This window comes from Sinimarinibacterium flocculans (assembly GCF_003201205.1).
Classification (GTDB): domain Bacteria; phylum Pseudomonadota; class Gammaproteobacteria; order Nevskiales; family Nevskiaceae; genus Solimonas; species Solimonas flocculans.
The window spans coordinates 199,019-214,964 of record NZ_QICN01000005.1 but is presented as its reverse complement, the minus strand read 5'-3'; the positions used below and the strand labels follow the sequence as shown (position 1 = coordinate 214,964).

The window sequence follows — 15,946 nt, the reverse complement described above, 5'->3', positions numbered from 1 at the left end:
TGCTGTGAGGGCGTGGATCGAAACTCGTGAAGCGCCGTTGGATGTATTAGCCAGCCCCCTTCTTTGAAGGGGGCTGTATCCACAAAGTCGCGCCTCTTGTGGGCGGGAGGGGGTATGGGCTTCGGCGTCAAGCTATTTATCCAAGGCGAGCGAGCACTATTTACTCGCCCCGAAATGAAGGTCGAAAGAGTGTCGTACGACGTCATCACACCGTCGGCCGCTCGCGGCATTCTGGAGGCGATTCACTGGAAGCCTGCGATTCGCTGGGTGGTGGACAGCATCCAGGTGCTGAAGCCGATTCGCTTCGAGTCGATCCGGCGCAACGAGGTGGGCGGCAAGCTGTCTGCAGCCAGCGTCGGCAAGGCGATCAAGACTGGCCGCACCGACACGCTGGTCAGCTATGTCGAGGAAGATCGCCAGCAGCGGGCCACGACGCTTCTGCGGGACGTGGCCTATGTGATCGGCGCGCACTTCGAGTTGACGGACAAGGCTGGCCCCGACGACAACGTCGGCAAGCATCTCGACATCTTCAATCGGCGCGCGCGCCGCGGGCAGTGCTTTCACGCGCCGTGTCTTGGCACTCGCGAGTTTCCCGCTCGCTTCGAGTTGATTGAGGACGGCAGCGAGACGCCCGCTGCGCATGCCTCGCTGGCCGGCGAGCGGGATCTGGGATGGATGCTGCACGACATCGACTTCGCTGATGGTATGACGTCCCGCTTCTTTCGGGCGCGGATGGTCGATGGCTTGATCGTGGTGCCGCCTATGGCCAGCGAGGAGATTCGCTCATGATCCTTGCCGCCTTGAATGACTACTACCTGCGGTTGCTGGATGAGCAACCGGAGAGCATTTCCGCCCCAGGCTACAGTCAGGAAAAGATCAGCTACGCGATCATCCTGTCGCCGGGCGGCGATGTCATCGATGTACTCGACATCCGCGATACCAGCGGCAAGAAGCCGACTCCGCGCGGCCTCAGCGTCCCGCAAGCGCCGAAGCGCTCGGTGAACATCGCGGCGTGCTTTCTCTGGGACAAGACCAGTTACGTGCTGGGGGTGAGCGCCAGCAGCAAGCGAAGCGAGCAGGAGCATGCGACCTTCCGCGCGCTGCATGCCGAAGCGCTGGCGGATACCGACGATCCGGGACTGCGGGCGCTTCAGACGTTCCTGAGCCAGTGGCGGCCGAAGATGTTCACGGAGCATCCGGCTTTCGTGCGCCACGGCGAGACGATGCTGGATACCAACGTGGTCTTCCGGTTGGAGGGTGAACAGCGCTTTCTGCACGAGCGTCCTGCCGCGCGTGCCGCGTGGCAGCGGATGGTCGCTGCCGGTGCCGGCAGCGCCTTGAGGATGTGTCTGGTAACCGGCGAGAAGGCGCCGGTGGCGCGTTTGCACCCCGCCATCAAAGGTGTGATGGGGGCTCAAAGTTCCGGCGCTTCACTGGTTTCGTTCAACCTTGAATCGTTCACCTCCTATGGAAAGCAGCAGGGCGAGAATGCGCCGATCTCGGAAGCGGTTGCGTTTGCCTATACAACGGTTCTCAACCACCTGTTGAGGCGCGAAAGTCGGCAGCAGCTTCGGATTGGTGATACGACAGTCGTGTTCTGGGCGCAGGCGCCAAGCAATGCCCAAGCTCAGGCGGCGGAGGACTTGTTCGCCAGCTTCTTCGATCCGGCGGACGATGACGAACGCGCGATCCGGCAACTGTACGAGGTGCTCGACCAGGTCCGCCGTGGATTGCCACTGCGCGACCTGGAGGGGCAGCTAGACGACGGTACGCGTATTTTCGTGCTCGGACTGGCGCCGAATGCCTCGCGATTGTCGGTGCGTTTCTGGGAGACCGAGACGCTAGCCGTGTTCGCCGAGCGACTGGCGTGGCATTTCGACGATTTGAATCTCGTGCCGTCGCCTTGGCGGAGGCCACCGCCCGTCTGGCGGCTGCTGCTCGCATCAGCGCCGTCGCGTGACGGCAAAGCAAAGAGCGAGGACGTGCCACCGCAGCTGGCCGGGGAGTTGACCCGCGCGATCCTGACCGGCGGCCGCTACCCGCGAAGCTTATTGACCACCTTGATCATGCGGCTTCGCGCTGACGGTGATGAGAGGGCTTTCGGCGCGCGCGCCTCACTGATCAAAGCCATCCTGGCCCGCGAAGCGCGGCTGGGCCAGAGGGACATCGACAAGGGAGTACTACCCGTGAGTCTTGATACAGAAAATGCCGATCCCGGCTATCTGTTGGGCCGTCTGTTCTCGACCTTGGAGAACATCCAGCGCGCTGCGTTGGGCAAACAGATCAATGCAACGATTCGGGATCGCTACTACGGCGCGGCCTCGGCGACACCCGCCAGCGTGTTTCCGGTTCTGCTCAGGAACGCACAGCATCACCTTGGGCGATTGCGTAAGGACAAGCCCGGATTTGCAGTGAATCTCGAGAAGGAGATTGGCGAAATCGTCGATCGACTTGGAACAGCGTTTCCAAGGAGCTTGCGCATCGAGGCGCAGGGACAGTTCGCCATCGGCTACTACCACCAGATCCAGGCGCGCTTTGCGCGTCACGATGTTGCGGATACCGAAACCGAGGGAGAGATCGCATGAGCGCCATTACCAACCGCTACGAGTTTGTCTATCTGTTCGACGTGAGCAATGGCAACCCGAATGGAGACCCCGATGCCGGCAATTTGCCGCGTCTCGATCCAGAGACGAATCAGGGGCTGGTCACCGACGTTGCGATCAAACGCAAGATTCGGAACTACGTGGCTCTGGAAAAGGAGGGCGCGGCGGGCTACGCCATCTACATGCAGGAGAAGTCGGTTCTCAACAACCAGCACAAGCAGGCCTATGCCGCGCTGGACATTGAACCGGAGTCCAAGAAGCTGCCCAAGGACGAGGCGAAAGCGCGCGAGCTGACCGCCTGGATGTGCAAGAACTTCTTCGATGTACGGGCGTTCGGCGCGGTGATGACGACGGAAGTGAATGCTGGACAGGTTCGCGGGCCTATTCAATTGGCCTTCGCTAGCTCCGTGGAGTCGGTAGTGCCCCTGGAGATCTCCATCACACGCGTTGCGGTGACGAACGAGAAGGACCTGGAGAAGGAACGCACTATGGGCCGCAAGCATGTTCTGCCCTATGGGCTGTATCGCATGCACGGGTTTGTCTCTGCCAAGCTGGCGGAACGCACGGGATTCTCGGAAGAGGATCTGGCCCTGCTCTGGCGGGCGCTGACCAACCTTTTTGAGCATGACCGCTCCGCCGCTCACGGTGAGATGTCGGCGCGCAAACTGATCGTGTTCAAGCATGAGCTGCCGATGGGGAATGCCCCGGCTCACGTCTTGTTCGACAAGGTCACCGTGAAGCGCGTCGATCCAAAGGCGGAAGCGCCCGCGCGCCATTTCTCCGATTATCAGGTCAATGTTGATCGCGACAGCCTTCCTGACGGCGTAACCGTGTTCGAGCCGTTCTGACGTAGTTGGAGGGCGGACGATGGAAGACGACGACCTCATTCCTATCTCCGCCCTCCAGCACTACTTGTACTGCCCGCGGCAATTCGCCCTGATTCAAGTCGAGCGCCTGTGGTCCGAAAACCGTCATACCGCCGAGGGACGGATCATGCACGATCGGGCGGACTTGCCCGGCATCGAGCAGCGCCGTGGCGTGCGGACGGTGACCGCGATGCCCTTAGCTGCTCCTGCGCTTGGGGTGGCGGGTGTGGCGGATGTCGTGGAGTTCCGAGTGGTGGGGTCGACGTCGGTCCCGTGCCCAGTGGAGTACAAGCGCGGCAGACCGAAGGCGCATCGCGCGGATGAGGTTCAGCTTTGCGCGCAGGGCTTGTGCCTGGAGGCGATGCTGGGTTGCGCGGTGCCTGAGGGCGCTTTGTTTTACGGCCAAACCCGTCGTCGAAAGCTTGTAGCTTTCGACGGGTCGCTACGCGAGCTGACGCTGCAGACCATTCTGGCGGTGAGGGCATTGTTCCAAGAGCGAAGCACGCCATCGGCAACCTACGAGCCGAAACGTTGCGACGCCTGTTCGCTGATGGATCTCTGCAGGCCGCGTGAGATTGAGCGTCGGCAGTCCGTACGCAAATGGCTGGAGCGCCAGATGGAAGCTACGGACTGATGCGTCGTCAGCTCAATACGCTGTACGTGACGACGGAAGGCGCGTGGCTGCACAAGGACGGCGCCAACATGGTCATGGATGTGGATCAGCAGGAGCGTGCCAGAATTCCCATCCATATGCTGGAAAGTCTTGTGTGCTTCGGCCGCGTGATGGTCTCTCCGCCGCTACTTGGCTATTGCGCGGAGCAGGGGATCAGCGTCTGCTTTCTGAGCCCGAACGGCAAGTTCCTTGCGAGAGTCGAGGGGCCTGTATCCGGCAATGTGCTTCTCAGGCGCGAGCAGTATCGTCGGAGCGATGACGTCGAGGGCTGTGCGGCCATCGTTCGTCATGTGTTAGTGGGCAAGCTGTTCAATCAACGCGTGGTCCTGGGGCGGGCGTTAAGGGATCACGGTGACTCCATGAGCGCCCAAGCTTCGACGGAGCTGAGACAGGCGTACCAGCGGCTTGAACGCATCTCACGAAAGTTGTTAACGGAACCTGAGTCCCAGGTTCTTCGAGGTTTGGAAGGTGAGGCTGCGCAGGCCTACTTTGGGGTCTTTGACCATCTGATCCGCGTGCCAAACCCGATGTTCCGGTTCGATGGGCGGAATCGTAGGCCGCCTCGGGATGCGGTCAACGCCTTGTTGTCATTCTTCTACACGCTGCTGACCCACGATTGCCGATCAGCATTGGAGACGGTGGGGCTAGATCCCGCCGTCGGCTTTCTTCATCGTGATCGGCCGGGCAGGCCAAGTCTGGCTCTGGATTTGATGGAAGAGTTTCGCGCCTTTCTGGCAGATCGCCTCGTGTTGTCGATGGTCAATCGGCGGCAAGTTTCCGAGCGCGATTTTCAGGGGATGGACAACGGTGTGGTGCTGCTGCGAGAAGAGGCGAGGAAAAACTTACTGGTGGCCTATCAGGAACGTAAGCGAGAAGAAGTGCTCCACGCGTTTGTGAACGAGAAGATGCCCATCGGACTGCTCCCCTGGATGCAGGCACAGCTCTTGGCACGTCATCTGCGCGGAGACCTCGACGCATACCCGCCATTTCTCTGGAAGTAGGGGGTGAGTCGATGATGGTTCTTGTCAGCTACGACGTCACGACGGTGGATGCAGCTGGTCGTCGTCGATTGCGGCAGGTTGCGAAGGCATGTCGGGATTATGGGCAGAGAGTGCAGTTTTCCGTCTTTGAGATCGAGGTGGAGCCGGCTCAGTGGGCTGTGCTCAAGCAGCGGCTGATCGGCTTGATCGATCCTGATTCCGACAGCCTGCGCTTCTACTTCATGGGCTCCAACTGGCAGCGAAAGGTTGAGCATGTGGGGGCGAAGCCGTCCGTTGATCTGAATGGCCCGTTGATCGTTTGAAGGTGCGAACCTCTAGCGCTCGGCCAGCTGCGGGCGGGTTCGCAGTTCTTTAACAATTTGATTGCTATGCGATAAGTGCCGATCACGTCGGAGGGCAATGAGGTGATCGGCCGCTAGGCGGTTGGTTCGCGGAAAGGCATGTTTGCGGCTTGGTCGGTCAAGAAGTTAGATGCGCAGCGTCGCGCCCCTCGCGGGCGCGTGGATCGAAACTGGTGCCCTAGCGTCCAGGTGGCGCTCACGCCGGGTCGCGCCCCTCGCGGGCGCGTGGATCGAAACTTTGACCCCGGCACCAACGCGGGGGCGGTGCTCGCGTCGCGCCCCTCGCGGGCGCGTGGATCGAAACACCGCTTGCGCGGCGAGGCTGCACGAGGAGGGCCGTCGCGCCCCTCGCGGGCGCGTGGATCGAAACTAAATCGACATCGCGAAGTCGATTGGAAAATACAGTCGCGCCCCTCGCGGGCGCGTGGATCGAAACTTCAGCGACTTGGACAACAGCCACGCGCGCCCTTTGTCGCGCCCCTCGCGGGCGCGTGGATCGAAACGTCGACGGTGCAGCGTACTGCGCACTGGCGGGCGAGTCGCGCCCCTCGCGGGCGCGTGGATCGAAACCGTGAAGGCTGCCGCTGCCGGGGGCGCGGCGCCGCCGGTCGCGCCCCTCGCGGGCGCGTGGATCGAAACGCCAGCGACGAGCAGAAGGCGAACCGCATCGCCGAGTCGCGCCCCTCGCGGGCGCGTGGATCGAAACGGCATCGGCGGGCAGAAGATCACGGAGTACGAGTAGTCGCGCCCCTCGCGGGCGCGTGGATCGAAACTGTACGACCAGTGGGCCGCGCGCAACCGCTACACGGTCGCGCCCCTCGCGGGCGCGTGGATCGAAACGACAGCGCCACCGCCGTGCTCGTGCCCGCCACGGGTCGCGCCCCTCGCGGGCGCGTGGATCGAAACTCCAATTCAGGTTGTTTTTTGCTCAGAACCGCACCAGTCGCGCCCCTCGCGGGCGCGTGGATCGAAACATATGTGCATCCGCATGTAACTTGCGAACTTCTTGTCGCGCCCCTCGCGGGCGCGTGGATCGAAACTCGGCTGCCGCGCGCGCGTAGAACGGGAACGTCGTGTCGCGCCCCTCGCGGGCGCGTGGATCGAAACGTTCGCAGCAACAGCGAGATCGACGACGACAGGACGTCGCGCCCCTCGCGGGCGCGTGGATCGAAACGATCTCGTCGACAGGCTGATCGAGCAGCACTCCAGTCGCGCCCCTCGCGGGCGCGTGGATCGAAACGGCTCTAACCCGGACGAGTACCGGGAATATATGCGTCGCGCCCCTCGCGGGCGCGTGGATCGAAACGCTCCTCGATCTGCATCAGGACACGCAGCATCTGCGTCGCGCCCCTCGCGGGCGCGTGGATCGAAACTCCGGCTGGTCGGCATACAGGCGGATGCCGGAGGGTCGCGCCCCTCGCGGGCGCGTGGATCGAAACAGTCCGTGGCCGGCGTGCTGGATATCCTCATCTACGTCGCGCCCCTCGCGGGCGCGTGGATCGAAACTTTTCGTCGTTAAAGAACATCAGCGCCGGCCCTTTGTCGCGCCCCTCGCGGGCGCGTGGATCGAAACCCTGTCGCGCGGCGGCAGTTCGCGGAGGCGTTAACGTCGCGCCCCTCGCGGGCGCGTGGATCGAAACCGCACCGACAGCGCCGAGGCCGACACCGACCGCCGGGTCGCGCCCCTCGCGGGCGCGTGGATCGAAACTGGATCAGCAGGGATTTCCTCGCCGGGTTGTATGCGTCGCGCCCCTCGCGGGCGCGTGGATCGAAACCACCGTCTCGGCGATGTCGCGCACCACGTGCGCGGTCGCGCCCCTCGCGGGCGCGTGGATCGAAACGAGGCATCTGGCGGCGTCGCCTGCCATGCGTCAGGTCGCGCCCCTCGCGGGCGCGTGGATCGAAACCTGTACCGCTGCGTTGATTTGCTGCGCCTGCGTGCGTCGCGCCCCTCGCGGGCGCGTGGATCGAAACCCGAGCGTGGAGTATTCCGAGCCGCCGGACGAGAGTCGCGCCCCTCGCGGGCGCGTGGATCGAAACGTCAGCTGGATTGGATTGACGATGATCATGCGGCGGTCGCGCCCCTCGCGGGCGCGTGGATCGAAACCTGCTGCGCGGCGGCCTGCGCGGCGGTGGCCGCGTGTCGCGCCCCTCGCGGGCGCGTGGATCGAAACTGATTCACGTGTGTATCCCAGTCGTCGTCAGACGGTCGCGCCCCTCGCGGGCGCGTGGATCGAAACCACAGCGTGACGATCGCGCGACCGCCGTAAGCATACGTCGCGCCCCTCGCGGGCGCGTGGATCGAAACGCCGTCGATCTGGCGTGCTGCTGTGGCTAGCACCGGTCGCGCCCCTCGCGGGCGCGTGGATCGAAACACCACATGCACGAACTGCGACATCGTCTTGTTGAGGGTCGCGCCCCTCGCGGGCGCGTGGATCGAAGCTATATCGAGCTGGATACCGAGGAAGACCCGGCGTGTCGCGCCCCTCGCGGGCGCGTGGATCGAAACCACGCTTCCGCAGTGAACAGGTAGACGCCTGCACGTGTCGCGCCCCTCGCGGGCGCGTGGATCGAAACCAGCCAGTTCAGTCAGGGCGTCGGCAACGCGCAGGTCGCGCCCCTCGCGGGCGCGTGGATCGAAACGACAACCTGGAGCGTGGGGCCGAGACGGCGGTGGGTCGCGCCCCTCGCGGGCGCGTGGATCGAAACAGTGAGAACGCAATCCAGCGCGCGATTGAGGCCAGTCGCGCCCCTCGCGGGCGCGTGGATCGAAACCTCTTCGGCACGCTGCGCCTCGTCGGCCGCCTTGTCGCGCCCCTCGCGGGCGCGTGGATCGAAACCATTTCTGAGGCCCGAGCATGGCAACTGACATCGCGTCGCGCCCCTCGCGGGCGCGTGGATCGAAACCGCCCGGTCATCGGTCTTCGATGCCGTGGTCGGTCGTCGCGCCCCTCGCGGGCGCGTGGATCGAAACGGATGCGGCGCATCAGCTGATCCGGCGGCACCTGTCGCGCCCCTCGCGGGCGCGTGGATCGAAACTGCTCCATGAGCAGGGCGATGAGGTCGGCGCGCTCGTCGCGCCCCTCGCGGGCGCGTGGATCGAAACCACCTCGATGGTCGGAACCTGACCCTGCCAGCGCGTCGCGCCCCTCGCGGGCGCGTGGATCGAAACTGCCCACCGATGCCGAACAGCCCGCCTTCCGTGCGTCGCGCCCCTCGCGGGCGCGTGGATCGAAACGTCCACGAACTCCAAGCCCGTCTCGTCACCTTTGAGTCGCGCCCCTCGCGGGCGCGTGGATCGAAACTGCTCACCCACCGTCGAGCGGCCGGCCGCCTGCGGTCGCGCCCCTCGCGGGCGCGTGGATCGAAACTACTCACGAGTCCGCAGGAATCGAACAACTGCAACTGTCGCGCCCCTCGCGGGCGCGTGGATCGAAACGTCGCCGTCGACATCGGCACGGCTAGCGCCGCGCGTCGCGCCCCTCGCGGGCGCGTGGATCGAAACCCTTTCGCAGATTGAGGTATGGTCAAGCGGCGGACGTCGCGCCCCTCGCGGGCGCGTGGATCGAAACCCGCAACCACCGCGTCAGCGCCTTGTCGTGGTTCGACGTCGCGCCCCTCGCGGGCGCGTGGATCGAAACTACTGCGGTAGTTCAGCGTTTCCCATGTGCTCTTCCGTCGCGCCCCTCGCGGGCGCGTGGATCGAAACACGACGCGCACACCGTCCCGCTCCAGATGCCGAGCGTCGCGCCCCTCGCGGGCGCGTGGATCGAAACAATCGGATTCATGAGAACACCTTATAGCCACCGCGTCGCGCCCCTCGCGGGCGCGTGGATCGAAACCCGACCTGCATCTGCTCGAGTGCTACTGGGAAGAAGTCGCGCCCCTCGCGGGCGCGTGGATCGAAACGCCGCACCGTCAGAGTCGGCGAACGTCGCGATGCGGTCGCGCCCCTCGCGGGCGCGTGGATCGAAACTCCGGCCCCTTCGCGCGCTACGACACCGGCGCAAAGGTCGCGCCCCTCGCGGGCGCGTGGATCGAAACTGTAATCCAAGGAATCCCCATTGCTGAACTTTTCCAGTCGCGCCCCTCGCGGGCGCGTGGATCGAAACACCTTGTCCAGCTAGCGTGCTAATTGCGCGCCGCATGTCGCGCCCCTCGCGGGCGCGTGGATCGAAACCGCTGGCAATACCTCTTCGCCAGCCCCAACTACAGCGTCGCGCCCCTCGCGGGCGCGTGGATCGAAACACGGGCGCCACGTCGACGCGGGGCGCGGCGATGAGTCGCGCCCCTCGCGGGCGCGTGGATCGAAACTCGATCTTGTCGGCCGCCCAGGTGATGGACAGCCACGTCGCGCCCCTCGCGGGCGCGTGGATCGAAACGGGTCGCGGCCCATGTTGATCGTCGGGCCGCTGGAGTCGCGCCCCTCGCGGGCGCGTGGATCGAAACGATACAGGCGCGCAAGAGTCGCGGACGCTGCATATGTCGCGCCCCTCGCGGGCGCGTGGATCGAAACCCCGCGAGGCGTACCGCGACGAGGCCGCGCGGGTGTCGCGCCCCTCGCGGGCGCGTGGATCGAAACTGCTCTTCCTCGGTCAGCAGCAGCAGCGTCTGGCGGTCGCGCCCCTCGCGGGCGCGTGGATCGAAACACGCTGAGCAACCCCAGTTCCAGCGGCCGGCAGACGTCGCGCCCCTCGCGGGCGCGTGGATCGAAACTGCAGGTCGGTGACGTGGAACGGCGTCAGAAAGCGTCGCGCCCCTCGCGGGCGCGTGGATCGAAACACGACAAGGACCTGCCCAAGTACTGGAAGCGGTCCGTCGCGCCCCTCGCGGGCGCGTGGATCGAAACTGGGACGTGTGCGAGCAGGCGCTGCTCGGCCTGGTGTCGCGCCCCTCGCGGGCGCGTGGATCGAAACCAGTCCTGGCCGGTCATGCACCCGACTCCGGGAGTCGCGCCCCTCGCGGGCGCGTGGATCGAAACCTGTACCGCCACGTGTTGCAGATCGAGCTGCCCTGGTCGCGCCCCTCGCGGGCGCGTGGATCGAAACATCACCTCGAATGGAGCGGAGAACGGAACCGTGCTAGTCGCGCCCCTCGCGGGCGCGTGGATCGAAACTTCGCGCACCTCGCACACGATCAGAGATACATCCCCCGTCGCGCCCCTCGCGGGCGCGTGGATCGAAACGTGCGGTTGTACATCGCGCGCAGGTACTTCGCCGCGTCGCGCCCCTCGCGGGCGCGTGGATCGAAACCCCTGCGGCTACATCAAGCGGCCGGGCGGTACGTGTCGCGCCCCTCGCGGGCGCGTGGATCGAAACGCAGCATCACGGCGCTGCAGCCGGTCACCGGACCGGTCGCGCCCCTCGCGGGCGCGTGGATCGAAACAACCGCAAGCCGAGAACGCAAACATGCAAATCCAGGTCGCGCCCCTCGCGGGCGCGTGGATCGAAACCACGCCGAGCGTGCAATCAGCGATTCAGCCCGCGTGTCGCGCCCCTCGCGGGCGCGTGGATCAATGGAGCGACGAAGTATCTACGATGCCTGGGCTTCGGTTAGGGGTTGCTTGCTCGGCGCACCTGACTCGCGAGGCGCTGCTACAGGGTTAGACACTCTGGTGTTGCGTCGGCCTATGAGGGAGTCTCAGCGAAGGCAGGGGCGTCGAACTGCTCGGGTGAATCGAGTTGGGTTCCTGGGGTTGATGGCGGTCAACGGCGCGCCCGTGGCCAACTACGGGCCGGAGGAGCTGGAGCGGGACCGTGCCAAGTTCGGCCACCAGGGCGTTGTCGTCGATGCCGGGTCGCTGATCGCGCCTGTGGAGAGCGGTCCGAAATACTTAGAAGGCTTTAATACTTAGAAGGCCTTGATTGAGCTTCTTGTAGCACTTCCTGTGGGACGAGGCCCCATATGCCGCACGCTATGTGTGCGCGGTCGGTTCCCTCGGGGTGGGGGTTCTTTGTGAACGGCGGGCAGCGCTGACGGGGCTAGGGCCATACAGAGCATCAGGCGTGCAAGGTCCTTCGCGCCAACATCGCTTGCTTTCCCTCGCCCGACCTGGACAATGCGCGGGCGATTCATTCCAGCGGAGGGTGCATGGGCCAGGTGTCGTTGGCGCGGTTTCTCATCGAGCAGCAGCGCGCGGGGCATATCAACGCCGACCTGCGACTGCTGATCGAAGTGGTGGCGCGGGCCTGCAAGTCGATCGCCCATGCGGTCAGCAAGGGCGCGCTCGGGGGCGTGCTCGGCGATGCCGGTACCGGCAACATCCAGGGCGAGGCGCAGAAGAAGCTGGACGTGCTGTCCAATGAGATCCTGCTCGAGGCCAACGAGTGGGGCGGTCATCTGGCCGCCTGCGCGTCCGAGGAAATGGATCACTGCCAGCCGATTCCCAACGCCTATCCCAAGGGCAACTACCTGCTGCTGTTCGATCCGCTCGACGGATCGAGCAACATCGACGTCAACATCAGCGTCGGCACGATCTTCTCGGTGCTGCGCTGCCCGGATGGTGTCACCGAGCCGCAGGACGAGCATTTCCTGCAGCCGGGCAGCACCCAGGTTGCGGCCGGGTACACGGTCTACGGCCCGAGCACGATGCTGGTACTCACGGTGGGAACCGGCACGCACGCCTTCACGCTGGACCGGGAGCAGGGCAGCTTCGTGCTGACCCAGCGCGACATGCGCATTCCCGAGGACACGAAGGAGTTCGCGATCAACATGTCGAACCAGCGCCACTGGTTCGAGCCGATGCAGCGCTATGTCGGCGAGCTGCTCGAAGGCAGGACCGGCCCGCGCGGCAAGGACTTCAACATGCGCTGGGTGGCGTCGATGGTTGCCGACGTGCACCGCATCCTCACGCGCGGCGGGATCTTCATCTACCCGCGCGACCGCAAGGATCCGGACAAACCCGGGAAGCTGCGTCTGATGTACGAGGCCAACCCGATGAGCTTCGTCGTCGAGCAGGCCGGCGGCGCCGCCACCAACGGCTACGAGCGCATCCTCGATCTGCAGCCGGCGCAGCTGCACGAGCGCGTTGCCGTGTTTCTCGGCTCGAAGAACGAGGTCGAGGTGGCCACGCGCTACCACCGCGAAGCCGGCGACCGCTGAGCGAAGGGGTCAGGCGCGGCGCGGGTCGAAGCTGAAGCGGCGCGCCATCTCGGCGTAGAACTCGCGTTCGTCGTCGGTGTCGGCGGGCGGTGTGACGATCTGCAGGGTCACGTACTGGTCGCCCGCAACCGGCCCGGGGAGACCGCGTCCCTTGAGTCGCATCTTGCGGCCGCTCTGGCTGTTCGGCGGCAGGTTGAGCTCCACCGCGCCGCCGAGCGTCGGCACCGCCACCCGACCGCCCAGCGCGGCTTCCCACGGCGCGATCCTGAGCGTGTGGTAGACGTCGGAGCCCTCGAGCTCGAACAGCGGATGGGCGGCGAACTCGACTTCGAGCAGCAGGTCGCCGCCCTGACTGCCCTGGTCGGCCAGCCGGATGGTCTTGCCGGCGGTGATGCCCTGGGGAATCCGGACCTTGAGCGTGCGCCCGCCGACGGTGATCTGCTTCTGTGCGCCCTGAAACGAATCCTCGAGGGTGATGCTGAGCCGCGCGCGGGTGTCGGCGGCCGCGGTGTCGGCGCCCATGCCGCCGAAGCCGCCGAAGGGATCGGCACGACCGGCACCCATGCCGCCCATGTTGCCGAACAGCTGCGAGAAGAAGTCGGAGAAGCCGCCGAGATCCTCGGCTCCGCGGCCGGCGCGGCGCCGGCCGAACCCGCCGCCGCCCCAGCCGGGCGGGGGCGCGAACTGCTGACCCGCCTTCCAGTTGGCCCCGAGGGCGTCGTAGGCACGGCGCTTCTCCGCCTCGCCGAGGACTTCGTATGCCTCGTTGATCTCCTTGAAGCGGTCTTCCGCACCCTTGGCGGCATTCTTGTCCGGATGAAACTCGCGCGCGAGCTTGCGATAGGCGCGCTTGATCTCCTCGGCGCTGGCCGAGCGCGGAACACCCAGGATTTTGTAGTAGTCCTTGTACTGCATGCGAAGCGAACGTCGAGCCGGGGGCCGGCGGGCACTGTAAACGAGACGGGGCGCTTTCGCGCCCCGTTTTTTTACCTCAACCTCAGTGCGTGACCGTGATCTTGCGGGGCTGCGCCTGCGGGCGCTTCGGGATCGCGATCTGCAGCACGCCGTTCCTGCCGCTGGCCGACACGCTGTCGGAGTCGACCGTGTCGGGAAGCACGAAGCGGCGCAGGAAGCGGCCGGACGCGCGTTCGGTGCGCTTGCGCTCGATGTTGCCGCCGGACTCGACGGCGAGCTCGCGCGAACCCGAGAGCGTCAGCACGCCCTTTTCCAGCGTGACCTCGATGCTGTCCGGCTCGATGCCCGGCACATCGGCGTAGATCACGAACTTGTCGGCGTACTCCTCGATGTCGACCGGCGGAGCCCAGTCGGCGGTGGCCGAGCTGGACGCATCGGCTGCGCGGTCGAAGTAGCGGTTGAACTCGTTGAGCAGCTCGCGGTGGAGCCCCCAGGGTTCGTAACGGGTGATGCTCATGGTGGACCTCCTTGGTGTCTAGCGGTGACCAACAACCTCGTGACCGCTATCTGGAGGTGGGCGCGCGGCTTTCAAGGGGTTTGTCAAGCGGGGCGCAACGGTGGCGGCGCCACCTTGAGCACTTCGGCCGGCGTCGTCAGGCCCGCGGCGATCTTGCGGGCGCCGGCGATGCGCAGGGGCAGCATGCCGTCGCGGATTGCCGCGGCGCGCAGCGCGGCCGGGTCGGCGTGGTCCTGGATCAACGGCTTGAGTGCTGCGCCGAGCGGCAGCACCTCGTAGATGCCGCTGCGCCCCAGGAAGCCGGTTTCACGGCACTCCAGGCAACCGACTGCGCGCTGCGCCTGCGGGGGCGGCGGCAGCTTCCAGCCGGCGCAGAGCTCCGCCCAGGCCTGGGGATCCGGCGCCTGGGGGGCCTTGCAGTGAGGACACAGCGTACGCACGAGGCGTTGCGCGACGATGCCCAGCACCGTAGCCCGCAACAGGTAGGACGGTACGCCCAGGTCGAGCAGGCGCGTGATGGCCGACGGGGCATCGTTGGTATGCAGCGTCGACAGCACCAGGTGGCCGGTGAGCGCCGCCTGCACCGCCACTTCGGCGGTTTCCAGATCGCGGATCTCGCCGACCATGATGATGTCCGGATCCTGTCGCATCAGCGCGCGGATGCCGGTGGCGAAGTCCAGGTCGATCGCCGCCTGCACCTGCAGCTGGTTGAACGCCGGTTCGATCAGTTCGATCGGATCCTCGATCGTGCAGACGTTGACCTGCGGCGTCGCCAGCTGCCGTAGCGTGGAGTACAGCGTCGTCGTTTTTCCCGAGCCGGTGGGGCCGGTGACGAGGATGATGCCGTTGGGCTGCGCGATCATTTCGCGCCAGCGCGCCGCGTCCTGCGGCGAGAAGCCGAGCGCGGCGAAATCCTTGATCAGGACTTCCGGGTCGAAGATGCGCAGCACCATCTTCTCGCCGAAGGCGGTCGGCAGGCTCGATACGCGCAGCTCGACTTCCTTGCCGCCGGGCGAGCGTGCCTTGATGCGGCCGTCCAGCGGCCGGCGTTTCTCGGCCACGTCCATGCGCGCGAGAATCTTGATGCGGCTCGCCACGGCGACGTAGACGCTGGCCGGCATCTGGTAGACCTCGTGCAGCACGCCGTCGATGCGAAAGCGCACCTGTGCGCTGTCGCGCCGTGGCTCGAGGTGGATGTCGGACGCGCGTTGCTCGAAGGCGTACTGCAGCAGCCAGTCGACGACGGCGACGACGTGCTGGTCGTCGGCGCTGAGCTTGTCGCGACGCCCGAGTTCGGTGAGCTGTTCGAGGTTCTGCAAACGCCCGCCCGGCGCGCGGCTGCGCTCGCTCTCGGCCGATCGCACGGAGCGCGCGAGCGCATAGAACTCGACCAGATAGCGCTCGATGTCCTTGCTGTTGGCGACCACGCGACGGACCTGCTGGCGCACCAGCCGGCCGATGTCCGCCTCCCAGTCGCGATCGAAGGGATCGGCCACCGCGACGACCAGCTCGGTGGCGCTGAGCTTCACCGGCAGGATGCGTGCGCGGGCGGCATAGGGATAGGGCATGACCGCGGTGATGCGCGGAACGTCCAGCGACAGCGGGTCGATGCGCAGATACGGCAGTCCGCTGCGCTCGGCGAGCCAGACGGTCAGCGCTTCGAGCGTCAGCGTGCGGCCCGGATGGCGCGCGTCTTCGAGCGCACGCGCTGCCAGTGCCGGCAGCAGCTCGCGCCCCGGCAGGGCACGACATTCGCCGCGCAGCTCGCGGGCCTGCTCGGTGCCCAGCAGACCGTCCGCGGTCAGCGCATCCAGCAGGCTGTCGCCATCGAGACGATGCAGCGGTGCGGGAGCGGCGACGGAATCATTCATGGGTCTACGTTAGCATTCGCCGCCACAGCGTATGCACCCGCTGATGGGTGAGGGGCGG

11 protein-coding genes and 1 CRISPR repeat array are annotated in these 15,946 nt (G+C 65.9%); of the genes, 8 read left to right on the top strand and 3 right to left on the bottom strand.

Annotated elements, in window-relative coordinates; translation table 11 throughout:
• Window positions 1-114: 114 nt before the first annotated feature.
• The 8 genes from cas5c to C8D93_RS11290 all read left to right on the top strand — a co-directional run bounded on the left by cas5c (window position 115) and on the right by C8D93_RS11290 (window position 12,585).
• Window positions 115-789, top strand: coding sequence for a type I-C CRISPR-associated protein Cas5c (gene cas5c, locus C8D93_RS11320; protein ID WP_110265305.1), 675 nt, complete (start codon window positions 115-117; stop codon window positions 787-789).
• Complete coding sequence (gene cas8c, locus C8D93_RS11315) at window positions 786-2,585, top strand: type I-C CRISPR-associated protein Cas8c/Csd1 (RefSeq protein WP_110265304.1); 1,800 nt, start codon at window positions 786-788, stop codon at window positions 2,583-2,585. The genes cas5c and cas8c overlap by 4 nt, the downstream gene beginning before the upstream one ends.
• Window positions 2,582-3,451, top strand: a complete 870-nt coding sequence (gene cas7c, locus C8D93_RS11310) for a type I-C CRISPR-associated protein Cas7/Csd2 (RefSeq protein WP_110265303.1) — start codon at window positions 2,582-2,584, stop codon at window positions 3,449-3,451. Before cas8c ends, cas7c begins: the two co-directional genes overlap by 4 nt.
• A 19-nt stretch (window positions 3,452-3,470) precedes the next feature.
• Window positions 3,471-4,103: a CRISPR-associated protein Cas4 gene (gene cas4, locus C8D93_RS11305; RefSeq protein ID WP_110265302.1), complete on the top strand. Its 633-nt coding sequence runs from the start codon at window positions 3,471-3,473 to the stop codon at window positions 4,101-4,103.
• Complete coding sequence (gene cas1c, locus C8D93_RS11300; RefSeq protein ID WP_110265301.1) at window positions 4,103-5,143, top strand: type I-C CRISPR-associated endonuclease Cas1c; 1,041 nt, start codon at window positions 4,103-4,105, stop codon at window positions 5,141-5,143. Before cas4 ends, cas1c begins: the two co-directional genes overlap by 1 nt.
• A gap of 11 nt (window positions 5,144-5,154) precedes the next feature.
• Window positions 5,155-5,445, top strand: coding sequence for a CRISPR-associated endonuclease Cas2 (cas2, locus tag C8D93_RS11295; RefSeq protein ID WP_110265300.1), 291 nt, complete (start codon window positions 5,155-5,157; stop codon window positions 5,443-5,445).
• Window positions 5,446-5,623: 178 nt separating this feature from the next.
• Window positions 5,624-11,003: direct repeats of the CRISPR family, unit length 32 nt; unit sequence GTCGCGCCCCTCGCGGGCGCGTGGATCGAAAC.
• A 179-nt stretch (window positions 11,004-11,182) separates the two neighbouring features.
• Window positions 11,183-11,338 (top strand): hypothetical protein, encoded by a 156-nt coding sequence (locus C8D93_RS20705; RefSeq protein WP_170123999.1) that lies wholly within the window; start codon window positions 11,183-11,185, stop codon window positions 11,336-11,338.
• 236 nt (window positions 11,339-11,574) lie between these two features.
• Window positions 11,575-12,585, top strand: coding sequence for a class 1 fructose-bisphosphatase (locus C8D93_RS11290; RefSeq protein WP_110265299.1), 1,011 nt, complete (start codon window positions 11,575-11,577; stop codon window positions 12,583-12,585).
• A 9-nt stretch (window positions 12,586-12,594) separates the two neighbouring features.
• On the opposite strand, the gene C8D93_RS11285 is transcribed toward C8D93_RS11290, so the two are convergent.
• The 3 genes from C8D93_RS11285 to tfpB all read right to left on the bottom strand — a co-directional run bounded on the left by C8D93_RS11285 (window position 12,595) and on the right by tfpB (window position 15,888).
• Window positions 12,595-13,500 carry a DnaJ C-terminal domain-containing protein gene (locus C8D93_RS11285; RefSeq protein ID WP_110265298.1) on the bottom strand — a complete coding sequence of 302 codons (906 nt, stop codon included), beginning with the start codon at window positions 13,498-13,500 and terminating at the stop codon, window positions 12,595-12,597.
• Between the two features lie 82 nt (window positions 13,501-13,582).
• Window positions 13,583-14,017 carry an Hsp20/alpha crystallin family protein gene (locus C8D93_RS11280; RefSeq protein WP_110265297.1) on the bottom strand — a complete coding sequence of 145 codons (435 nt, stop codon included), beginning with the start codon at window positions 14,015-14,017 and terminating at the stop codon, window positions 13,583-13,585.
• Between the two features lie 83 nt (window positions 14,018-14,100).
• A complete protein-coding gene (gene tfpB, locus C8D93_RS11275; protein WP_110265296.1) occupies window positions 14,101-15,888 on the bottom strand; it encodes a type IV pilus assembly ATPase TfpB in 1,788 nt (595 codons plus the stop codon).
• Between the last annotated feature and the right edge of the window lie 58 nt (window positions 15,889-15,946).